This window comes from Rubrivirga sp., from assembly GCF_965213695.1.
Taxonomy (GTDB): Bacteria; Bacteroidota; Rhodothermia; order Rhodothermales; family Rubricoccaceae; genus Rubrivirga.
The window spans coordinates 52,381-74,424 of sequence record NZ_OZ243912.1; the positions used below are offsets into that span (position 1 = coordinate 52,381).

Sequence of the window (22,044 nt, forward strand, 5' to 3'; positions counted from 1 at the left end):
AATGGTTCGTTCGATCGGCCCGAGACAGGCGGAGCAGAGGATACGACGCAGCCCCCGGCGACGAGGCGACGGTCCGCACAGACAGGCATGCCCGCCCCGCGAGAGACAGGACGAGCGAACGCCTTATGACGCTCAGGGCCGGTGGCCTCTCTCACCGAGCGCCAGCGGGGCACCGGCGCTCGGCGTCGTACGTTTCTCGGACCCGTCCGACGCCGCCATGACCCTCGACCTGCCCCCGTCCATCGACGAAGCTCGCGCACGCCTCGTGCTCGCCATCGGCCTGTTCCAGGAGGACGCTCTGACGGTGGGCCGAGCCGCGGAGGTCGCCGGCCTGAGCTACCGCGACTTTCTGGAGGTGCTCCGCGAGCGGGGCATCCCGGCGCTTACGCTCTCCTTCGACGAGTCCGACGTCGCCTTCGTCGAGGCGTTTAAGGAAGAGCGCGGGCTTCCGTGAGGCTGGTCGTCACCGACGCGACGTGTCTGATCGCGCTCGACCGGGTCGGGCACCTCGACGTCCTACCAGCGCTGTTCACCGTCCGCGCGCCCGAGGCGGTCGCCGAGGAGTTTGGACAGCGCCCGGCATGGTTCCTCGTAGAACAGGCTCCGACGCCGACGCCCGACGTAGCCCGTCTGCTCCGGCCGCTGGACCGGGGCGAGGCGGAAGCCATCCCTCGCCCAGTCGATCCCAGACGCCCAACTGCTCATCGACGAAGCGAGAGGCCGGAAGGTGGCGCAGCGCCTCGGACTGCGGATCACGGGGACCGGCGGCGTTCTGATCGCGTCCAAAGCGAGCGGGCTCATCGGATGCGTCCGCCCGGTCCTGGATGCCCTTCGTGACGAGCACAACTTTCGCCTCGGCAAGGCTCCGTACGACGCCCTCCTCCGTCTCGCCGGCGAGGGGTGAACAGGCGAACGCCCGCCCCGCGAGAAACGGGACGGGCGCTCTATCCGGGAGGCTATGGCGGTAGCCACCCCGGTCGGGGACTGGCGCTGGCGCCAGCGGGCTCGTGCGGTCAGGTGCCGGCCGAGTAGTCGGTGGCGTAGGCCACCTGCTCGTCGGTCAGCGTGTCGATCTCGAGGCCCATCGTCTCCAGCTTGACGCGGGCGATCTGCTGGTCGAGCTCCTCGGGCAGGTCGAGGACGTCGTTCGGCATCTCCTCGCCGGCCTCGTGGCGCTGGATGAGGGCGAGGTGGGCCTGGAACTGGTTGGCGAAGCTCATGTCCATGACCTCCGACGGGTGGCCCTCGGCGGCGGCCAGGTTCACCAAGCGGCCGTCGGCCAAGACGTAGACCTTCTTGCCGTTGTCGAGCGTGTACTCGCGGTTGTCGTCGCGGATCATCCGCGTGTCCTGCGAGGCCTCCGCCAGCTCCTTCAGGTTGAGCTCGACGTCGTAGTGGCCCGTGTTGCACACGATGGCCCCCTCCTTCATCGAGACGAAGTGCTCGCCGCGGATGATGTCCTTCATGCCGGTCGCCGTCACGAAGATGTCGCCGACCGTCGCCGCCTCCGCCATCGTCATGACGCGCATGCCGTCGAGCGTGGCCTTGAGGGCCGCCGTCGGCTTGACCTCGGTCACGATGACGTTGGCGCCCATGCCCTTGGCCCGCATCGCGACGCCGCGCCCGCAGTGGCCGTAGCCGGCGACGACGAAGTTCTTGCCCGCGATCAAGACCGACGAGCCGCGCAGGATGCCGTCGAGCGTGCTCTGGCCCGTCCCGTAGACGTTGTCGAAGTCCCACTTCGTCTCGGCGTCGTTGACGGCGAAGACGGGGTAGCCCAGCTTGCCGTCGGCGGCCATCGCCCTCAGTCGGTGGACGCCGGTCGTCGTCTCCTCCGAGCCGCCGATGATGTCGTCGAGCTTCTCGGGGAACGCGCTGTGGACGCGGAAGATGAGGTCGGCCCCGTCGTCGAGCGTCGTGTGGGGCGTCTTGTCGATGGTCCGGTCGATGGACCAGTAGAAGCCGTCGGTGTCCTGGCCGTACCAGGCGTAGATCTCGACGCCGCCGCCGTCGCCGTTCGGGCCGACCGCGAGCGCGGCGGCGACGGAGTCGTTCGTCGAGAGCGGGTTGCAGCCGCTCCACGCGACCTCGGCCCCGCACGCCTTGAGCGTCTCGATGAGCACGGCCGTCTCCTTGGTCACGTGGAGGCAGCCCGTGATCTTGTAGCCGGCGAACGGCTGGGACTGGCTGTACTCCTCGCGGAGCCGCATGAGCACCGGCATCCGGCTCTCGGCCCACTCGATCCGCTTGCGGCCGTCGGGCGCGAGCGAGAGATCGGCGACCTTGTACTGTCCTTCCTTGTGGTCCATCGGTGTCGGGGGCCGGCGGTGCGGCGTGGTTTCGGGGTCGTGCAAAAGCTAGGGCGAGCCCGGGCCGCTCAGGCGGGCAGACTGTGCAAATTCGCCGGGCGGCCGAGGCCCGCGCCGCACACGGGGCCGACGGCGAATCGTGGGATCCCCCGAGGCGGCGACCGGCGGGCCGCGTGACCTTGGGGCATCCGACGGGTCACGGCGTCGGCCCCCTCGCGGGCCCCCCTCTGTGCCCCGTCGACCTTCCGTTCGGGACCGGCTCAGTTCGTGGTGGGATCGAGCCGACTCCCCGAACGCCGAAACCGCCGCCCCCGCTGTACGGGGCGGCGGTTTCATGTGTGTCGTTACGCGGCCCGCGCCGCGTGGGCCGCCTCCGTCAGCGCGTCGACCAGGTCGAGCCGCTCCCACGGGAACCCGTCGCGGCCGAAGTGGCCGTAGGCCGCCGTGGCGCGGTAGCGCGGGCGGACGTCGCCGTCGGGGTCGATGAGCCCGAACCGTTCGATGATGGCCGCCGGCCGGAGGTCCACGACCTCCGTCACGAGGTCGGCCAACCGGGCGTCGCTGAGGCCCGTCCCCGTCCCGTTCGTCTCGACGCGGATCGAGACCGGGTCGGCCACGCCGATGGCGTAGGCGACCTGGACGAGCGCCTCGTCGGCCAGCCCGGCGGCCACCAGGTTTTTGGCCACGTGGCGCGTGGCGTAGGCCGCGCTCCGGTCCACCTTCGACGGGTCCTTGCCCGAGAACGCGCCGCCGCCGTGGGCCCCCTTCCCGCCGTAGGTGTCGACGATGATCTTGCGGCCGGTCAGCCCGGTGTCGCCGTGGGGCCCGCCGATGACGAAGGTGCCGGTCGGGTTGACGTGGAGCGTGAGGCCGTCGTCGACCAAGTCGGCGGGCAGGACGTGGGGGAGGACGTGCTCCCTCACGTCGGCCTTGACCTGGGCGAGCGCGGCGTGGTCGTCGCCGTCGAGGTCGTCATGCTGGGTCGAGATCACGACGGTGTGGACCCGCCGGGGCGTCCGGCCGTCGGCGTCGTACTCGATGGTGACCTGGCTCTTCGCGTCCGGCCGGAGGTAGGTCATCACCTCGCCAGCCTTGCGGATCTCGGCGAGCCGGGCCACGAGTCGGTGGGAGAGCATCAACGCGAGCGGCATCAGCGTCGCCTCGTCCTCGCGCGTGGCGTAGCCGAACATCATGCCCTGGTCGCCGGCGCCCTGCTCTTGGTGGAGCCCGGCGTCGCCGTCGACGCCCTGGGCGATGTCGGCCGACTGCTCGTGGATGGACACGAGGACGCCGCAGCTCCGGGCGTCGAACTGCAACAGCGGGTCGGTGTAGCCGATCTCCTCGATGGTCGCGCGGACGACCTCCTGGACGTCGACGTAGGTGTCGCTCGTAACCTCGCCCGAGACCACGACCAGGCCCGTCGTGCACAGCGTCTCGATGGCGCAGCGGCTCTTGGGGTCGCCCGCGAGGAAGGCGTCGAGGAGCGCGTCGGAGATCTGGTCGGAGACCTTGTCGGGGTGGCCTTCCGAGACGGACTCGGAGGTGAACAGGAGCGCCATGCGGAGCGGGGGCGGATCGAGTGCGGAGGGGCCGGCGAAGATAGACGCGCCGGGGCGCCGGCCGCTCCGCCCTACGGCACCGCCCTACGGCACCGCCGTACCTGGCGCGGTCCCGGGCCGCGCAGCGGCCGAGTCGGCGGCGTAGAGGTCGGCGGCCTCGTCGCGAGCCACCAGCCGCCAGGCCGAGGCCGCCGCCCACGCCGCCGCCCGCGGGCGGTCCCCCGTCGCGAGGACGTACTCGGCCCCGACCCGGCGCGCGTAGCCCCGCCACGCCGCCGTGTCCTCCGGGGCCGTCGACGCGCGGCGCCCCGTCGCGAAGATGAGCGGTCGCGGGTCGACCCGCGTAGTAAGGACGATGGCCTCGGGCGGCGTCGCCTGCGCGACCAGCTCGAACCCCGCGGGCCGGACCGGCGACGGGCCGTCCGCGACGCGGTCCACCATCCGGCCGACGCCGTGAGAGAGGAACGGGACGAGCAGGACTCCGCACGCGGCCAGGGGCACGGCCGCCACGGCGCGCCCGCGCTCGGCCCACGTCCAGATCCGCTCGGCCCCGAGGAGCAGGACGGCGTACAGGATCGGCACGACCGGGACGAGATAGCGGGGCCACCCGAACGACCACGGCATCAGGGCCAGGAGGTAGAGCGCGGCGAACGCCTCGGCCGGCCGGACCCTCCGCGCCGACGCCCACACCCCGACGCCCAACACCAGCAGCCCCAGCAGCCGGAGCGGGAGGTGGACCCACCGGCCGGCCTCGGGCAACGCCCACAGCACCTCGCGGTCCATCCGCGCGTACCCCACGGCACGAGCGGCGACGTGGCGCGGGACCCTGGCCGCCCCCCGCCCAAACGTCGCCTCGGCGATCTCGTCGTACCCCGTGTCGTCCCTCGACCCGGTGACGACCTGCCCGCCGACCTCCCAGTCCGCCGCGCCCAAGACCCCGAGGGCGACCACCACGGCGACGGCCGCCGCGACGAGCGCGGGGCGGAGCGTCGCTCGCCGCGTCCGCCCGAGGGCCGGCACCACGAACGCGGGCACGAGCACCACGCCGAGCGCCCGCACCAGAATCGCCCCGCCCCCGGCCAGCCCCGCGGCGACCGCCCACAGGATGGCCTGCCGCGACGTGGCCGCTCGGCCGGACCGGTCGATGGCGACGAGGGCGAGGCCCACGGCGGCGAGGAACGGGAGGGCCGTGTACCCGGCGTTCACCTGGACCGACAGGAACGGGCTGAGCCCGACGAGGAGCACGAGCCCGACGACCCCGGCCGGCGAGAGGCGCCGCCAGTACAGCGCCGCGAACAACCACGCCGACGCCGCCAGGCACGCGGCCTGGAGCGCGCCGACGGCCGCACGGGACCGACCACCGAGGGCCACGATCGGCGTCAGCATCAGCGGGTACCCCGGCGGGTAGGCCACCGGCATCAGCGTCCGGTCGGCGTTGATGAGGTGGCCCGTTTCGGCGTAGGGCCGGCCGTCTACCAGGTTCTCGGCGTGGATCGTGTACTGCACCGCGTCCCCGTTCCACGGGGCGCCGTCGTCGCGCGCGGCGACGTGGACGACGAACAGGAGCGCGGCGAGGACGGCGACCGTCCGCCGCAGCCAGAGGGGCGGCGTCCGGTCGGCCTCCAGACCTCGGCCCTCCCGGCCGTCGGGCGGGGGCGTTGCCGAGGGGCGGGGCGGGGCGGGCGCCATCATCGGTCCCCACCGAGCGCGTAGCCGACGGCGTTCGCGAGCTGCGCCACGTCGAGGGTATCGAGCCCGACGACGGCGCCGCCTAAGCGGACGGCCACCAGCCGCGCGGGCCGGTCGTACGTCGGGATGATGACGTGGGGCTCGCTCATGCGACCGGGGGAGCGGGGGAGGGACGAAGCGCGCGCAAGAGCAAAACCACTTGCCGGGTGGACTCTCGGCCTCCGGGGAGTCCCAGCCAGGTCGCCGCGTAGACGACGGCAAAGACGGCCGCTCCCGCGCACAGCTCCCCCACCGCACCCTCGGGGTATCCGCCGCTGACGCCCCACTCGGCCAGCGCCGCCGTCACGGCCGCCAGGACCGGGCGCCACGCCGCCGCGACCAAGTCCTCTGCCCGAACTGCGGACCCGTGCAGCGCGACCGCCCACTCGGGGACCACCAGCACGGCCGTCGCCACGAAGAACCCGACCGCCACGCCGTAGGCCCCCCACTGCACGCCGATGACGACCGCGACGATCAGGACGGGCGTCGAGACGAGCCCCCAGCGGAACTGGTGGCGCGTCCGCCCCTCGGCCAGGAACAGCCAGTAGGCCACCTTCGAGAAGCACCGCAAAAACGCCGCCGCCGCCAGCCATCGCAGCAGGGGGATCGCCGCGAGCCACTGGTCGCCCAGCAGCACGCGGACGACCGGGTCGGCCGCGACGACGACGAACGCGAGGGCCGGAAGCACGAGCGCCAGCACGGGCGTCATGCTGCGCTGGACGTACCTCCGGAACACCTCCGCTTCCCCCTGCACACGGCTCAGGCCGGAGACGGCGACACCGCTGAGCGGCTTGAACACCTGCTCCAGCGGGAAGAGCGACCACCGAAACGCATTCGTGTACAGCCCCAGCACGCTGGCGCCCCCCGCGTAGCCGATGAGGATGCGGTCGAGCCGGCGCCCCACGTGGTCGACGACTCCGAAGCCCGCGTACGGAGCGCTGTACCCGGCGATCGCCCGGAGCCCGGAGTGCCTCCACGTCCTCGGCTCCCACGACGGCCGCCAGTCCGACGCGGCCCACGAGGCCGCCGTCTTCACGCCGTCGGTGACGAGGACCTGAAGGATCAGCGCCCACACGCCCAGCCCCGCCCAGGCCGCCGCGACGCCGACGCCCATCCCCAGGGCCGTCGCGCCGACGGAGATGGCGGCGAGCACCCCGAACCGCATCTCGCGCATCAGCATGGCCTCGTGCGGCGCTCCGAGCGCGATCACGAACAACCCGGCCGCCGTCGCGGCGGTCAGCCCGACGAGGCGGGGCTCGCCAAAGAACCACGCCAGGAGCGGCCCTCCTGCGGCCATCAGCAGGCAGATCCCGCCGGCCAACACGACCGTCGCCCAGAACGTCGCCGCGGCGGCCTCGGGGCGGATCGTGTCGCGGTGAACGAGCGCCATGGGAAGCCCGAAGTGCTTGACGCTGTAGACGACCGACGCGAGCACGCTCACCATCGCGACGAGCCCGAAGTCCTCGGGCGTCAGCAGCCGGGCCAGGACGGCCGTCGAGCCGATGCTGAGGAGGAGCACGCTCCCCTGCTCTCCGAACCGCACGAACCCGGAGCGGATCGACCGCTGCCCCACCCCGTCCCGGCCACCGACCACGCTGGGCGGGTCGGCGAGCGCACGGTCGGGCGGCGGGCGCACGGGTCGGGGGGAGGGCGCGAAGGTCATGCGTCGAAGCGGTCCGCCCGTCGGGCGACGGCGTCGTGCTGGGTGGGCGTCCACGCCGCCTCGTGTCGGCTCTGGCGTGGGGTCGAGCGGACGATCCCGGCGCACGCGGCGAGGTGGGTTCCGGGCGCAGCGTCGGCCTCGGCGACGGCCGCCGCCTCGACGTCCGGCAGCCGTCGCAGCGCCGGGAGGTGGGCGACCTGGGCGGTGTGCCCGCATCCGATGTCAATCATGGCGCTTACAAAGACCAGTGAGAGAACGGCCGCCCGGTGAAGGCCCGCCAGCGGGCCACGTCGGCCTCGAGCCGACGGGCGATCTCGGCGCGGAGGCCCGGCGAGACGACGGGCCGCTCGACCGGCCGCGAGACCGGCCAGTAGACCGCGTCCTCGATGGGCCACCGATACCGATTCGGAAGCCGACCGATGGCCCGCATCGGCCACGACGCCGCTACCCGCTCGCCGAGCGCCGTCTTGACCCGCTTGCGGTCCGTCCGGTGGCGCTCCCACTCGAACCGGGGGTCCCACACGTCGGGGTCGGCGCCGACGAAGGCGAACACCTCGCCGAGCGTCGCGCGGCGGCGGCGGAGCAGGTCGTCCTGGTCCACGACGAGGATCTGGTCGCGGCCGTAGTACGGGAGGTAGCGCGCGATCTGGCAGTGGTACTGGCTCCGCGCGAGGTACGCCGAGTCCGGCTCGCGGACGGCCTCCGCGAGCGGCCGGTCCTCCCTCCCCATGGAGACGGCGTGGCAGTAGTGGGAGACCAGTCGGTCGACGGGGTCGCGGACGAGGTAGATCAGCCGCGCCTCCGGCACGAGCGCGTGCATCCGCTCGGGAACGTCGGGGAACTGCGAGAAGCAGGTGTAGTGCGGCGACGCCTCTCCCCGGACGCCGTAGGCCGGGTCGAACTGGCGGCGGTACCAGCGCTCGCCGCGGTGCCAGTTCCGCTTCGCCACGAAGAACGCCAGCTCCTTCTCCGCCGACATCCCGATCTCGGGGTGGAGCGAGAGGTAGTAGTGCAGGCTCGTCGTGCCACACTTCATGGCGCCGATGATGAGGAACGTCGGCAGGGCGCCCTCCTGTCGGAGGTCCCGTCCTCGGATCGCAGGGAGAATCGCGTTCATGTCTCGAAGGGGTGGCCCATTAAAAACGGCGTCGCGTCGAGGGGCGCACGCGCTTCGGGGCACGCCCTCGGCGCGCGGCGGCGTAGCCGAGCGCGTTCGCCACCTGCGCCAGCCCGAGGAGGCCGGCGTGGAGCCACGCCTTCGGCGCCACCGACTCGCGGAGCGGGTAGGCCACGAGACCGGCGTAGAACCCCAGCGGCTCCACCCCCTGATCCCCGACGCCCCGCTCGCCCCGGAGGTCGTGGTAGTGGGCGGCCCCGCGTCCGTAATGCGTGTGCTGGCGCCAGAACCCCAGGAGCCCCATCTCGTGGGCGTGCTGCACCACCGCGCCGGGGACGAGGGCGGCGGGCCGCCCGGCCTCGTGCCAGCGGACGGCGAAGTCCCGGTCTTCGCCCGCAGCCAGGCCGAACGTTGCGTCGAACCCCCCCATCGCCCGGAAGGACTCCGCCGGGAGAGCCATGTTGTTCGAGGCCACAAAGAGCGCCCGGCCGCTCTCCGGCCCGAAGTAGTCGTAGAGGTACGAGATCAGGAGCTGGCTGGCCGTGGCGAACGGGTTTTGGGGGAGGGCGTTGACCGTCTCGCCGACGAGGAGGTGGTCCGGGTGCCTCTGGGCCGCCTCGACGAGCGCCCGCGCCCATCCGGGCTCTGGCTGGCAGTCGTCGTCGGTGAAGGCGAGGAGGGCGCCGCGCGCCCGAGCGGCCCCCGTGTTGCGCGCCACCGCCGGCCCCGCGTTCGGCTGGCGGAGCACCGTGAGGTCCAGCCGCCCCTCGAACGGCGCCGCGACGGACGCGGCGGGCGTCGGGCTCCCGTCGTCGACGACGACGACCTCGAGGCCGCCGGCCGGAGGCTCCTGCCGGGCGAGCGCGTCGAGGCACGCCGCCAGCCGCTCCGGCCGGGCGTACGTCGGCACGATGACGCTGAGGGTGGGCGCGCTCGTGGCCGGACCGGAGGGGGAAGAGGTCACAGCGACCATGAGGCGAAGGGCTTGTCGGTGAAGGCCCGCAGCCGGGCCACGTCGTCGGTGAACGCGTCCTCTAGCTCGGCCCGGAGCGCGGGCGTCACGACGGGCGTCGGAACGGGGCGCGAGACCGGCCACGTGACCCAACGCTCGGCGTGCCACTGGAGATCGCGCGGGAGGTGCCGGAGGGCCTGGAACCCCCGAGCCTGTACCAGCCGCTCGCCCAGCGGCGTCAGTCGCCGCTTTTGTCCCGTCCGGTGGTGGCGGATCTGGAACCGGGGGTCCCACACGTCGGGGTCGGCGCCGACGAAGGCGAACACCTCGCCGAGCGTCGCGCGGCGGCGGCGGAGCAGGTCGTCCTGGTCCACGACGAGGAGCTGCCGGGCGTCGAAGTAGGGCAGGTAGCGCTCGATCTGGAAGAAATACCGGCTCCGCGCGACGTAGGCGTCCGGGGACGCGCGGACGGCCTCCGGCAACGGGCGCGTCTCCGTCCCCTGCCACCAGGCGTGCGCGTACTGCGCCACGATCCGGTCGATGGGGTCTCGGACGAGGTACACCAGCCGCACGTCGGGGACGAGCGCGTGGATCCGCTCGGGCACCCCGCCGAGGACCGGCGCGGTGGCGTAGGCGGGCGAGACGTCGCCGCGGACCGGATCGTCGGGCGAGAACCACGCCCGGTACCAGTCCGCCCCGCGGCCCCAGGTCCGCTCGGCGGCGAAGAACGAGAGCTCCTTCTGGGCGCTCATCCCGATGCCGGGATGGAGCGAGAGGTAGTGGTGGAGGCTCGTCGTGCCGCACTTCATGGCGCCGATGACGAGGAACGTGGGCCACGCGCCGCCCGTGGGGTTCGGGGGCGGGGTCGCGGTGAGCGCGGGGTGGACGGGGGCGGCCTGGGTCATGCCTCGAACGTGTAGCCCTCCAGAAAGGGCGTCGTCTGGATCAGGCGCTCCAGCGTGCGCTGCTCCGAGGCGCCCCAGGACACGCGGGTCCGGGTGCGGCGGGGCGCCTCGGCCACGATCCCCGCGCAGGCGTCGAGGTACGCCGCCGACGGGTCGAGGCCGAGCACGCGGCAGAGCGCCGCCAGCTCGGCGGCGGGCTGGGCGACGAACGCCTCGTGGCGAAGCTCGTGCGTCGCGTCCCCGGCGTCGCGGGCGCGGGCGAGGACGTCCGCCGTGTGGCGGCACAGCACCTCGTAGTCCACGACGGCCGTTTCGAGATCGACCGTCCCGCCGACCTTTTCGACGCGGCGGCGGGCCATCGTGCTCACGGTGTCGAACGGGTTGCGGACCACGTGGACGTGGCACAGGGGGACGTCGACCTTGCGGCGCAGCCGTCCCAACAACGCCGGGTCCCGGCCCAGCCGAGTCGAGTTGTACTGACTGAACTTGTCGCCGATGACCTCGATCCGCCGGTGCCGCCCCTGCCACTGCCCCGGCACGTCGTACGAATAGCCGCCTTGCCGGGTGCGCCCGCCGTGCGTCCGCGAGTGCCCGACGGCCTGCGTGTTCCAGAGCAGACGCGCGAACAGGCGCCGTCGCCCGAACCCGACGTAGACGTACTGGAGCGCGCCCTCCTCGCTGGCGACGACCGCGTTGGGGTGGGCGTCGAGGAGGGCGCCAACGATGCTGCTCCCGCTCCGGGGGTAGCCGACGAAGTTGACGTACAGCCGCACGTCGTCGAACACGCGGCCGGACCGCCGCACGAGCGGCGTCGTCTCGGCGTAGATCCGCGCCAGGTCGAGGGCACGTGCGACGGGGTGGGTGGGGATGGGTCGAGACATGGCGTCAGCGGAGGGCGTCCGCAGCGACGAAGGCCCCGACCATGTCGGAGACCGCGTCCTCGGCGGCCCACGTCGGCGCGACGCCGAGGCGAGTGCGGGCCTTCGCGGTGTCGGCCCACTTGTCCGCGACGAGCATCTCGCGGGCGTAGAGCCACCGGCTGAACGCGCCGGTCCGCCGGAACGCCCAGGACGCGGCGTGGCACGCGGCGACGTACGGAGCGGCCGGTGGGCCGGGCGCCGGGCGCGGCACGCCCAGCGCGTCCGCGACGGCGCCGGTGAACGCGCGGACCGAGACGGGCGCCGCGCCCCCGAGCACGACCGTCTCGCCCGCCGCTTGGGGGCGGACGGCGCACCGCCACAGCGCGTCGGCCATCTCGCTCACGTGGGCGGTGTGGATGCGGTTCGAGCCGTCGCCTATGAGCCGGAATGAGCCGTCCCGGACCGACCGGACCAGCGGGCGCCAGCCCCAGGCGCCCGGCCCGACCGTGCTGCAAATCCGCCCGATGGCGACAGGCAGGCCCGTCTCGGCCTCGACGGCGCGGAGCGCGCGCTCGGCCTCCGCCTTCGAGCGTCGGTAGGGCGAGTTCGGGCGGAGCGGCGTCGCCTCGTCGACGGGCGAGCGCGTGACGAAGCCGTAGACGCCGATCGTGCTCCCGAACACGAACCGCTCGACCCCCTCTGCCGCCGACGCGCGGGCCAGCGCCTCGGTCCCGGCCACGTTGGTGCGCGCGACCTCGGCGGGTGAGAACCCATTTCGAGTGCGGACCGCCGCGAGGTGGACGACGTGCGTGCATCCCCGAACCGCTTTGCGGAGTGTTCTGGGATCGTCGAGATCCGCAATCGCCCGCTCGACGCCCAGCGTGTCGAGTGGGCGTACGTCGCTCGTGGCCCGGTGCCCCGCCCGGACGGACACGCCTTCGTCCGCGAGGCGCTCCACAAGAGCGCCGCCGATAAATCCCGTGGCTCCGGTGACGAGGACGCGCATCTAGCCCTCGGTGGCGGCGGCCCGCTGCCGACGCTCCTTGCGGGAGAGGTGGCGCGTCCGGTACAGCTCGAACGACTGCCAGCGGTCCCGCGCCCGGCCCGGCCCCAGGAGGTAACCCGCGGCCTCGCCCACAGCCGCCGCGCCGAGCACGAGCGCGAGCCACGGAGCGAGCCGGACGCGCTCGGCCGTCCCGAGCCCCCAGCGCCGGATCTCGGGCGCCACGTGGCGCCACTGCATGAGCGGGAAGAGCGGCGCGCCCGCGACGTAGAGCGCCCGCTTCCAGACGGGCCAGCGCTCGCGTGTCGCGCGGTCGCCGCCCATCATCCGGCCGCGCAGCAGGTGAAGCCGGATCGTGGACCGCATCCCGGACACGTTGAGGTGGTCGGTCTCGGCGCGAGGCTCGAGGTAGAGCTGGCGCCCCTGCGCCATCAGGTCGTCCTGGAGGTCGCCCTCCCACTCCAAAAGTGGCCCCAGCCGGTCGCCGTAGGCCAGCAGGAGGTCGCGGCGGTAGGCCGAGTTGTGGAAGGCCAGCAGCGAGCGCGGCCCCGCCTCCTGCGGCCCGCTCGTCGAGGCGTACGTCAGGACGAAGTTGGCGACGCTCAGCGGCGCGTCGGCGTTGGCGTTGTGGACGCGCGGCCCGACGGCGGCCCAGTCGCCCCCAGCGTGGGCGTCGAGGAACGCCTCGGCCCAGCCCGGACGGGGGAACGAGTGGTCCTCGACGAACGCCACGATCGGCGCGGTCGCCTCTCGGACGGCGACGGCCGCCGCCTCGCCGCGCTGCGTGATCGGCCCGACCTCGACGGCACGGAGGGCCGCGAATCGGTCGCGCCCCAGCGCGTCGAGGTCGAGGAGCTCGGCCGACGGCGCGACGACGAGTACCTCCAGGCGCTCGCGCGCGGTCTGGGCGCGCAGGCACGCCATCGTGCGGCGGATCGACCCCATCCCGTTCGGGGCGACCAAGACAACGGAGAGGTCGGGACTAGACATGGACGGGGGAGCGGTCGAGGAGGTCGTGGTAGAGCGCCGCGAAGCGGTCGACGGTGGCGTCGGCGGTAAACAGGCGCTCGGCACGGCGGCGCCCGGCCCGGCCCATCCGGGCGGCCAGCGCGCGGTCGCGCAGGATCGGGACGAGCGCGTCGGCGAGCGCGCGGTCGTCGCCGGGCGGGACGAGCCGGCCCGTCTCGCCATCGGCCACGATCTCGGCCGACCCGCCGATGTCGGTGGCGGCCACCGCCGTCCCCCGGTGCATGGCCTCGGTCGTCGTCAGCCCGAAGGTTTCCGCCCACACCGACGGGACGACGTGGACCCAGGCGTCGGCGACGTGCTCGGCGAGGGCCTCGCCGTAGACGGCGCCCGTCCACTCGACGGCCTCGCCCAACCCGAGGCCCGCCGCCAGCGCGCGGAGGTCGGCCTCGGCCTCGCCCGCCCCGATAAGCCGGAGCCGCGCGGTGGGCACGCGGTCGAGGACGCGGCGGAACGCCCGCAGCAGCACGTCGGCGCCCTTGTCCGGCGACAGCCGCCCCACGAACGTGACGAGCGGGACCCCGCCGGGCTCGGCCTCGACGCGCGGCGGGACCGACGCCGGGTAGATCACGGCGTCGACGCGGACGTCCTCGGCTTCGAGCCGTGCGCGGACCGCCTCGCTCGCGGCCACGACCCGGTCGAACGCCTCGCGCCCTCGGCGCCAGAGGGCGTGCTGGAGCAGGAGCGGCCCCGCCCCGGCCGCCGTCAGGCACCCCTCGCGGAGGCACACGAGGCCCGGCCGGAACGTGCAGCCCGTGCCGTCGGGCAGGCGCTTCGAGCCCTTCGGGCAGACGGCCTTGTAGACCACCGCGTGGTAGACCGCCGGGACGCCCCGGAGCAGCGGGAGGATGGCGGGCGAGAGCTGCCACATGAACATGGTCACGTGGACCACGTCGGGCCGGAACGCCGCGAGCTCGCGGCGGAGCGCGCGGACGGCCGACGGGTTGGCGAGCGACGAGAGCGTCTGGAGCCGCGTCGTGGTGCCGAAGCAGGTCCGGTCGGCGAAGCTCGGGCCGGGGAGCAGCTCGGCGTCGCTGGCGAGCACGCGGACCTCGTGGCCCCGCGCGCGGAGCCCGTCGCGGAGCGCGAGCGTGGCGAACTCGGCCCCGGCGGTCGGCGCTGCGGAGTCGTTGAGGAGGAGAACTCTCATGGCGACGCCTCGCTCGTGGGCGTCACGTCGACGGGCCGCCCCGTCCGGGCGGAGTCGAGGGCCGCCTCGACCACGGCGAGGGTCGCGAGGCCGTCGTCCAGCGTCGCCCCCGGCGTGCGCTCGCCCCGGACGGCCCCGACGAAGGCACCGAGCGCGCGCTCGAACGACGGCGCGTGCCCCGGCGAGCGGAGCAGGAAGCGCGGGTCGAGGTGGCCCAGCGCCCGCCGGATGCGCCGCGCCCGCGCCCGGTCGAACGTGGCCTCGGTGATCTCGGCGTCGGGCGCGCCCGTCCGGTCCACGGTCAGCCGCCCGGCCGTGCCGTAGACGTCGAGCCGGAACTCGTCCGCCGAGCCGAGCGACACGAACGTCTGCACGCCGACGCCCCCGGCCGTCTCCAGCGCGAGCGTGGCGTGGTCGGCCTCGGCTCGGAGCGAGCGCGTCGTGGCGAACGCGCGGACGACCTCGTCGGCCAGGAGGTGCCGGACCAGGTCGACGTGGTGCGAGGCGACGTCGAGGAGGACGTGGCCGCCCTGGCCCGGGACGCCCCTCCACCCCGCCCGCTCCTGCGGGGGGACCGAGAACACGGTCCGCACGGCGACGACCTCGCCGACGCGGCCCTCGGCCAGCGCCGCGCGGGCCGCCTCGACCTGCGAGTTGAACCGGAAGTTGAAGCCGACGCGCCCGACCGTCCCCGCCCGGCGCCGGGCCTCGACCACACGGCGTCCGTCGGCCACGTCGAGGGCGATGGGCTTTTCGAGGTAGACGTGTCGCCCGGCGGCGAACGCCGCGACGGCGAGGTCGGCGTGCGTCGCCGTTGGCGTGGCGATGACCACGGCCTCGGCGTCGGAGCCCGCGAGCAGCGCTTCTGCGTCGGCAAACTGCGCCGCTCCCGTCTCCGCTGCGATGGCTCCGGCACCAGGGTCGGCAACGGCCACCACCTCGACGCCCGGCAGCCGCCGGAGCGCCGGGAGGTGGGCGACCTGGGCGATGTGGCCGCATCCGATGAGCCCGATCCGCGTCATGCCGAACCTCCGGCGGGAGCGTGTGGACGACCCGACGGCACCACGTCGGCGACCGCCACGAGCCGTCCCTCTCGGGCCGAGGCGTCGGCCGCGAGCAGCACGGCCAGACAGCGGGCGCCGTCCGTGGGGTCGGGGGCGACGGCCTCACCGGACCGCGCCGCCTCGACGAACCGGCCGAGGGCGAGGCGATACGACGGCTCGCCCCACGGGGCCTTCCGTTTCTCGAAGAGGTACGGCGCCGCCCGCACGCTCCGCGCGACGTGCCCGGCCACCGACGGCACCGCCCCGCCCGCGTCCGCCCCGACGCGCTCGACCGCGAGCGAGGCGTAGCGCGAGACGCGGAGCACGCCGCGCTCGCCGATCACCTCGACGCGGTCGTCCTCGACGGCGCTCAGCGAGCAGAACGTCTGGACCGGCACGCCGCTCGCCATCCGCAGGTCGAGCGTCGCCGTGTCGTCGTCGGAGCGGCGCGACCAGAGCCCGGCGGCGACCTCGGCCACCTCGTCGTCCAGGAGGTGCCGCACGAGGTCGACGTGGTGCGAGGCGATTTCGAGCAGGACGCCCCCGCCCGCGCCGCGCTGCCCGCGCCAGCCGCCGCCGCCGACGCGCGACGAGAACGTCGTCCGGACGGCGACGACCTCGCCCACCTCGCCTGCGCGGAGGCGCCGCCGGAGGTCGGCGTAGAGCGGGTTGAGTCGGTAGTTGAACCCCATCATCGTCGGCACGCCCGCCGCGCGCCACGCCTCGACCACGCGCTCGGCGTCGTCGAGTGTTGTCGCGATCGGCTTTTCGAGGTAGAGCGCCCGCCCTGCCACGAGCACGTCACAGGCCACGTCGGCGTGGGCCGCCGTCGGCGGGCACGCCAGGACGGCGTCGAGGTCCGCGGCGTCCAAGAGCGCCGCGTGCGTCTCGTACAGCGCGGCGGTCGGCGCCAGCCGGGCGGCCGAGGCCCGCGCACCAGCGTCGGGGTCGGCGAGGGCCACGACCTCGACGCCGGGCAGCGACGCCAGCACCGGGAGGTGGACCTCGCGGGCCAGATGGCCGCAGCCGACGAGTCCGACGCGAAGCGGAGACATGAGAGTCAGGGGAAGAGTCGTCGGTGTGAGGACGGCAGCGAGCGCGCCGCCGCAGGGCACGGACCGCTGGCGGTGAGTCCGAGCCGCTTCATGTGTCGAGGAGGAGCGGCTTCTCGTCGTCCCGGACGAACCGCTCGCGCTGGACCTCGATGGCGCTGAGCCCCGCCGTGGCGTTGCCGACTCCGAGCGCGTAGCCCATCATCTCGCCCAGGCCGTCGAGGGCGAGGAAGCCCGCGAGGGCGGGGATCGTCCGGAGGGCGGCGCCCTGCGAAGGCGTCCCCCAGACCGACCGCAGCGTCCGAGCGAAGCGGACGGCGGGGATGGCCGGGGCCGCCAGCGCGTAGAGCGCTCGCTTCGCCCACGGCCACTCGCGCGACCGGGCCGCCGCGAACGCCCGCCCGCCGTTGAGACGGACCTGGGCGGCGGCCGAGACGAGGGAGTGGTTGACGTGCTCGACCCGGAGGTCCGGCAGGAGCAGGAGCCGCTCGCCCCGCGCGCGGAGGTCCCAGTGGATCAGGCTCTCGGCCTCCAGCATCTCGCCGAGGCGGTCGCCGTAGGCCAGCAGCACGTCGCGCTTGTACGAGTCGTTGTGGCCCGGAAGGTGCTCCGGCTCGGTCGGCCCGTCGGCCCAGAGCCACGGCCCGTACTCGATGAGGAAGTTGGCCCGGCTGGTGGCCGTGTTGGGGTTGGCGTTGCTGAGGACCGGAGCGACGGCCGCGTACGGCCCCCGGTGCGCCTCGACCAAGCGCTCGGCCCAGGTGGGCGGCTGGAAGCTGTGGTCCTCGACGAACGCGACAATAGGCGCCGAGGCCGCCCGGACGGCCGGGACGCGCGACCGCGCCGTCGAGACGAGCGGCCCGGTGCTCACCACCTCGACGCCCCAGAACCCGTCCGTCGGGAGCGACTCCAGGTCGAGCGCCTCGGCCGAGGGGACGGCCACGATCACCTCGACGCGGTCCTGGATCGTCTGCGCCGCGAGGTGGCGGAACGACTTGCGGATCGAGCGCGCGTCGCCCGCCCCGACGAGCACGACGGAAAGGTCGGGACGCACCTCCGGCGTGGAGGAAACGGGAGTCGTCATCGGTCAGAGCGGGTTGTGGACGTCAGCCTCTCATGCATTGGCATCGGTCATCTCGGGAGGATCGTTTCGGCCGCCGCGCGTTCCGAGCGGTCCTGCTCCCGCCGCTCGACCGCCCGCTCCTTCGCCTCCTCGACCGTAAAGTCCTCGTGGTACGACCGCTCGACGTTGACGTCCCACAGGTCGTGGGCGCTGCCGTCGCCCGCCGTCTGGCCCAGGATGTTGCGCGCGGCCAAGAGCGCCGTCAGCATGGAGTGGTCCTGGTTGTTGTAGCGGTGCATCCCGGCGCGGCCCGTCGTCTGGAGGTTCTCGAAGCCGTCGAGGTAGCCCTGGATGGTTGCCAAGTGCTGTTTGTAGGTCCCGTCGTAGACCGGGTAGGCCATCGGCTGGCGGATGACGGTGCCGTCTTCGACGGCGGCGGCCGGGGCGAGCCCGATCTCGGCCAGCTCGCGCGTCGCGAGGGCGATGAGCGCGTCGTCGTCCATCTCCCACGTCTCGTCGCCGCGCGTGCAGAAGTACTCCAGCCCAAGGCACGTCTTCGAGGCGTCGGGCACCATCTCGGGGCTCCAGTTCTTGAAGTTCTGGATCCGCCCGACCCTGACCTCGGGGCTGTGGATGTAGATCCAGTTGTCCGGGAAGAGGTCCTCCCGGTCGATGACCAGCGACACGATCAGGAAATCGCGGTAGCTCAGCCCGCGCGCCGCCTCCAGCACCTCCGGCGGCGCTGGCGGATCGAGCCGGCGGACCAGGTGCGTGATCGGCATCGAGTTGACGACGTGCTCGGCCTCGACGGTCCGCTCCCCGTCCGCGTCGCGAAGCACGACCGACGTCACGCGCTGCTGGCCGTCCACCTCGACGTGGGTCAGCTTGACGACTTCGGTTTCCATCGCGACCGTCCCGCCCATCCGCTCGACGTGGCCGGCGGCGCGTTCCCACATCATGCCCGGCCCCAGGCGCGGGTATTGGAACGTGCCGATCAGGCTCGTGTCCTTTGCCCGCCCCGTGAGCGCGTGGACGATGGCCCGCTTGAGCGAGAGCTCCTTGATCCGCTGGGCCGCCCAGTCGGCGCGGATCTCGGTGCAGGGGATGCCCCACACCTTCTCGGTGTACGTCTTGAAAAAGGTCCGGTAGAGCCGGGGGCCGAACCGGTTCGTCACCCACTCCTCCAGGTTCTCGGCGTGGGGGAACGGCGGGCGCAGGCGCGTCCAGAGGTAGCTGAGCATAATCCGCCCGCTCTCGACGGCGCCCAGGTTGCGGAACGTGGGCCAGAGCTGGAGCGGGTACGGGAAGAACCGGCCGCGGTAGTAGATCCGGGAGAGCCGCGGCGTCTGGACGAAGTCGTCGCCCAGGATCTCGTGCCACAGCGCCTCGACCTCGCCGACCTTGGTAAAGAAGCGGTGGCCGCCGATGTCGAACCGGTAGTCCTTGTAGGTCTCGGTCCGCGAGATGCCGCCCACCTTGTCGGCCTTCTCCACCACGAGCGGGCGGACGCCGTGGGTCGCCAGCGAGTACGCCGCCGTGAGCCCGGCCGGCCCTCCTCCCACGACGACGACTTCGGAACGGTCGGGCATGGTCAAGGGGCGGGCGGGAGCCGAATGGAGGGGCGACGGGCAAGGTGCCGGGCGGCACCCACGGCGAATCCGACACCGCTGCTCGCGGCGTAGAGCACGTGCCACGGTACGGCGAGAGCCGCGAACCTCAGTCCCTTGATCCGATAAAGGGACCTGTAGAACCCTGCGTTGAGCCCTACGAAGGAGAGTGCCGCCGCCGCTCCGGCCACCGACCCCGCCTTCGGACGGAACGGGAGCGTGACGGCGGCGGCGGCCATTGTGCCCACGGCCGCGACGCTCAGCCGGCTGCGACGGTCCACATTGAGGTTGTCCTCGACGGCGCCGCGCCGGAGCAGCAGCTCGGTCCAGGGCGCCGCCCGGCGGAAGACGTCGGTCGCGACCATGTCGGCCGCGCGCCACGCCTTGAGGTGGGTCACCTGGAGCCCCTTGTCGAGGGCGATCCGGTGGCCCGCGTCGCCCAGGCGGTACCCGAACTCGATGTCCTCGATGCTGGGCCGGGCGTAGCCCTCGTCGAACCCGCTGAGGGCCTCGAACACGTCGCGGCGGACGGCCCCGCAGCCGGTCCAGAACGTGCGGAACGGCTCCGACGCGGTCTGGTGAGTGTGATGGTGGAGCAGGTTCCGGTACTGCGAGAGAAAGGCGGGGTCCCCCGGCGCGTCGTCGTACGACCCGACGAGGGCGGAGAGACCGGCGTCGGCCTGGAAGGCGGCCCGGACGCGCTCGACGGTGTCGGGCCGGACCACCACGTCGGCGTCGACGAAGAACAGGACGTCACCGCGGGCCTCTCGGGCGCCCCGGTTCCGGGCGACGGCGGGGCCTCGGGGGGTCGGGTGGACGAGCGTCCGGGTCGAGGCCCTCGAGGCCGGGAGGTCGCGCCAGGCCCCGTCGGTCTCGCCGTCGGCCACCACGACCCACTCGTCCTCGACGCCGAGGGCGCCGGCGAGGGCCGCGGCGCAGCGGCGGAAGGCGTCGCCCCCGCGGTGGACGGGGACGATGGCGGAGACGGTCAGCATGTCGGGGTCGGAGTCGGGACGGGCGCCGGGATTACACCTCATAGCGTAGTCGCCGGGCGCCGACGGCCACGGGCCGCGCGGTTCGGAGGCTACGTCCGGTTTCTCGACGGCGGCGCCCGCCGGGCCGAATCCGCTCCGGGCGACGCGCGTACAGGACCCGCCGTTCATCTCGCCGTCGGATTGCCCGTTTCGGGCCGCCGGGCGTAGCTTGACCGGCCGCTCGCACGCCTGCGGGCGCCCCCTCTGCCCTCACGCCAGCCCACCCCACTATGGCCGCCGAGTCCACCGAACAGCGCATCAAGGAGATCATCGTCGAGAAGCTCGGCGTCGACCAGGCCGACATCACGCGCGAGGCCTCGTTCACGAACGACCTCGGCGCCGACTCCCTCGACACGGTCGAGCTCATCATGGAGCTCGAGAAGGAGTTCGACATGACGATCCCTGACGAGGACGCCGAGCAGATCGCGACCGTCGGCGACGCCATCGACTACGTCGAGAACCACAAGGAGGCGTAGGGCCGCCCCGGCTCCTCCTCACCGACTCTCTCCGGCGGGGCGCAGGGCGCCTCGCCGGTTTTGGTTCGCGCCCCGGCGCCCCCCGAGTACCCCCTCATGTCGTTCTCCGACCGCCGCGTCGTCGTCACTGGACTGGGCGCGCTCACGCCCATCGGCCACTCGGTCCCCGCCTTCTGGGACGCCATGATGGCCGGCCGGAGCGGGGCCGGGCCCATCACCCACTTCGACGCGAGCGACTACCCGACCACGTTCGCGTGCGAGGTCACCGACTTCGACCCCGGCGAAACCCTCGGCCGGAAGGAGGCGCGGCGGATGGACCCGTTCGCCCAGTACGCCATCGTCGCCGCCGACGAGGCCCTCGCCGACGCCGGCATCGACCCGGCGGCCATGACGGAGGAGGAGCGGACGCGCGTCGGCGTCATCGTCGGGTCGGGGATCGGGGGGATGAAGCTGTTCCAGGACCAGGTGGTCGAGTACGCCGCCCACGGGCCGCGCCGGCTCTCGCCGTTCTTCGTCCCGATGATGATCATCGACATGGCGCCGGGGCTCATCTCGATGCGGCACCAGCTCCACGGGCCCAACTACGCGACGGTCTCGGCGTGCGCGACGTCGAACAACGCGATCGGCGACGCCTGGATGCTTATCAAGGCCGGGCTGGCCGACACCGTCGTCGCCGGCGGGACCGACGCCTCGATCACCGAGGTCGGGCTCGGCGGGTTCGGCAACATGAAGGCGCTCTCGACCCGGAACGACGACCCCCAGCACGCCAGCCGTCCGTTCGACGCGGCCCGCGACGGGTTCGTGATGGGCGAGGGCGCCGGGGCCCTCATCCTGGAGGACTACGAGCACGCCAAGGCGCGGGGCGCCCGGATCTACGCCGAGGTCGCCGGCCTCGGCATGTCGGCCGACGCCCACCACATCTCGGCGCCGCACCCCGAGGGGCTCGGCGCCACGCTGGCGATGCAGCAGGCGCTCGAGACGGCCGGCCTCGACCCGTCGGACGTGGACTACCTCAACATGCACGGGACGAGCACGCCGCTCGGCGACGTGGCCGAGACGAAGGCGATCAAGGCCGTCTTCGGCGAGCACGCCTACCGCATGAACCTGTCCTCGACCAAGTCGATGACGGGCCACCTTTTGGGCGCCGCCGGCGCCGTCGAGGCCATCGCGTCGATCCTGGCCATCACCCACGGCCGGATCCCGCCGACGATCAACTTCGAGACGCCGGACCCGGCCTGCGACCTCAACTACACGTTCAACGAGCCCCAAGACCGTGAGGTCAAGGTGGCGCTGTCAAACGCGTTCGGGTTCGGCGGCCACAACACGTGCGTCGTGTTTACCAAGGTCGAGGACGAGGGGTAGAGCGGTCGAGGGCAGAGAGCGACGGCCTTGGTAGGGCGCGACCCGGCGGGTCGCTCCTGCGGCCGGTGCCGAGGGGCGGCCAGGTGCCGAGGGGGACCGCGCAAGACGACGCCAAACGGTTCAACCCGATTGGGC

At 73.3% G+C, this 22,044-nt stretch carries 22 protein-coding genes; 4 read left to right on the forward strand and 18 right to left on the reverse strand.

The annotated features are described in order from the left end of the window. The first annotated feature begins 1 nt into the window (after position 1). Positions 2-454, forward strand: coding sequence for a UPF0175 family protein (locus ACOOHE_RS00255; protein WP_420455795.1), 453 nt, complete (start codon positions 2-4; stop codon positions 452-454). 273 nt (positions 455-727) lie between these two features. Continuing rightward, positions 728-904 carry a DUF3368 domain-containing protein gene (locus ACOOHE_RS00260; RefSeq protein ID WP_420455796.1) on the forward strand — a complete coding sequence of 59 codons (177 nt, stop codon included), beginning with the start codon at positions 728-730 and terminating at the stop codon, positions 902-904. Positions 905-1,013: 109 nt separating this feature from the next. Here the strand turns inward: ACOOHE_RS00260 and ACOOHE_RS00265 are convergent, their stop codons facing one another. From ACOOHE_RS00265 to ACOOHE_RS00350, 18 genes are all read right to left on the reverse strand, one after another. Continuing rightward, the gene (locus tag ACOOHE_RS00265; RefSeq protein ID WP_420455797.1) at positions 1,014-2,309 is read right to left on the reverse strand and encodes an adenosylhomocysteinase; all 1,296 of its coding nucleotides are present in this window, start codon (positions 2,307-2,309) and stop codon (positions 1,014-1,016) included. Positions 2,310-2,653: 344 nt separating this feature from the next. Further along, a complete protein-coding gene (gene metK, locus ACOOHE_RS00270) occupies positions 2,654-3,868 on the reverse strand; it encodes a methionine adenosyltransferase (protein ID WP_420455798.1) in 1,215 nt (404 codons plus the stop codon). 84 nt (positions 3,869-3,952) lie between these two features. Further along, positions 3,953-5,557, reverse strand: a complete 1,605-nt coding sequence (locus ACOOHE_RS00275) for a hypothetical protein (protein ID WP_420455799.1) — start codon at positions 5,555-5,557, stop codon at positions 3,953-3,955. Continuing rightward, positions 5,557-5,706, reverse strand: coding sequence for a hypothetical protein (locus ACOOHE_RS00280; protein WP_420455800.1), 150 nt, complete (start codon positions 5,704-5,706; stop codon positions 5,557-5,559). The genes ACOOHE_RS00275 and ACOOHE_RS00280 overlap by 1 nt, the downstream gene beginning before the upstream one ends. Then, positions 5,703-7,232, reverse strand: a complete 1,530-nt coding sequence (locus ACOOHE_RS00285; RefSeq protein WP_420455801.1) for a lipopolysaccharide biosynthesis protein — start codon at positions 7,230-7,232, stop codon at positions 5,703-5,705. Before ACOOHE_RS00285 ends, ACOOHE_RS00280 begins: the two co-directional genes overlap by 4 nt. A gap of 23 nt (positions 7,233-7,255) precedes the next feature. Further along, positions 7,256-7,489: a hypothetical protein gene (locus ACOOHE_RS00290; protein ID WP_420455802.1), complete on the reverse strand. Its 234-nt coding sequence runs from the start codon at positions 7,487-7,489 to the stop codon at positions 7,256-7,258. A gap of 5 nt (positions 7,490-7,494) precedes the next feature. Further along, positions 7,495-8,376, reverse strand: coding sequence for a sulfotransferase family protein (locus tag ACOOHE_RS00295; RefSeq protein WP_420455803.1), 882 nt, complete (start codon positions 8,374-8,376; stop codon positions 7,495-7,497). Between the two features lie 19 nt (positions 8,377-8,395). Continuing rightward, entirely contained in the window at positions 8,396-9,340 is a 945-nt protein-coding gene (locus ACOOHE_RS00300; RefSeq protein WP_420455804.1) for a glycosyltransferase family 2 protein, read from the reverse strand. After that, on the reverse strand, positions 9,337-10,233 hold the full coding sequence (locus ACOOHE_RS00305; protein WP_420455805.1) for a sulfotransferase family protein: 897 nt from the start codon (positions 10,231-10,233) through the stop codon (positions 9,337-9,339). Before ACOOHE_RS00305 ends, ACOOHE_RS00300 begins: the two co-directional genes overlap by 4 nt. Then, on the reverse strand, positions 10,230-11,114 hold the full coding sequence (locus ACOOHE_RS00310) for a sulfotransferase (RefSeq protein ID WP_420455806.1): 885 nt from the start codon (positions 11,112-11,114) through the stop codon (positions 10,230-10,232). Before ACOOHE_RS00310 ends, ACOOHE_RS00305 begins: the two co-directional genes overlap by 4 nt. Positions 11,115-11,118: 4 nt before the next feature. After that, entirely contained in the window at positions 11,119-12,099 is a 981-nt protein-coding gene (locus ACOOHE_RS00315; RefSeq protein WP_420455807.1) for an NAD-dependent epimerase/dehydratase family protein, read from the reverse strand. Further along, the gene (locus tag ACOOHE_RS00320; RefSeq protein WP_420455808.1) at positions 12,100-13,086 is read right to left on the reverse strand and encodes a hypothetical protein; all 987 of its coding nucleotides are present in this window, start codon (positions 13,084-13,086) and stop codon (positions 12,100-12,102) included. Then, complete coding sequence (locus ACOOHE_RS00325; protein WP_420455809.1) at positions 13,079-14,272, reverse strand: glycosyltransferase family 4 protein; 1,194 nt, start codon at positions 14,270-14,272, stop codon at positions 13,079-13,081. The genes ACOOHE_RS00320 and ACOOHE_RS00325 overlap by 8 nt, the downstream gene beginning before the upstream one ends. Then, entirely contained in the window at positions 14,269-15,294 is a 1,026-nt protein-coding gene (locus tag ACOOHE_RS00330) for a Gfo/Idh/MocA family protein (protein ID WP_420455810.1), read from the reverse strand. Before ACOOHE_RS00330 ends, ACOOHE_RS00325 begins: the two co-directional genes overlap by 4 nt. Then, positions 15,291-16,370 (reverse strand): Gfo/Idh/MocA family protein, encoded by a 1,080-nt coding sequence (locus ACOOHE_RS00335; RefSeq protein ID WP_420455811.1) that lies wholly within the window; start codon positions 16,368-16,370, stop codon positions 15,291-15,293. The genes ACOOHE_RS00330 and ACOOHE_RS00335 overlap by 4 nt, the downstream gene beginning before the upstream one ends. 88 nt (positions 16,371-16,458) lie before the next feature. Beyond that, the gene (locus tag ACOOHE_RS00340; protein ID WP_420455812.1) at positions 16,459-17,421 is read right to left on the reverse strand and encodes a glycosyltransferase family 2 protein; all 963 of its coding nucleotides are present in this window, start codon (positions 17,419-17,421) and stop codon (positions 16,459-16,461) included. Between the two features lie 77 nt (positions 17,422-17,498). Next, a complete protein-coding gene (locus tag ACOOHE_RS00345; protein ID WP_420455813.1) occupies positions 17,499-19,019 on the reverse strand; it encodes an NAD(P)/FAD-dependent oxidoreductase in 1,521 nt (506 codons plus the stop codon). A gap of 2 nt (positions 19,020-19,021) precedes the next feature. Continuing rightward, a complete protein-coding gene (locus tag ACOOHE_RS00350) occupies positions 19,022-20,032 on the reverse strand; it encodes a glycosyltransferase family 2 protein (RefSeq protein ID WP_420455814.1) in 1,011 nt (336 codons plus the stop codon). 269 nt (positions 20,033-20,301) lie between these two features. Between ACOOHE_RS00350 and acpP the strand changes: the two genes are divergently transcribed. Both acpP and fabF read left to right on the forward strand, forming a co-directional pair. Further along, entirely contained in the window at positions 20,302-20,547 is a 246-nt protein-coding gene (gene acpP, locus ACOOHE_RS00355) for an acyl carrier protein (protein ID WP_420455815.1), read from the forward strand. A gap of 96 nt (positions 20,548-20,643) precedes the next feature. Beyond that, positions 20,644-21,909, forward strand: coding sequence for a beta-ketoacyl-ACP synthase II (gene fabF, locus ACOOHE_RS00360; RefSeq protein ID WP_420455816.1), 1,266 nt, complete (start codon positions 20,644-20,646; stop codon positions 21,907-21,909). Positions 21,910-22,044: the final 135 nt, after the last annotated feature.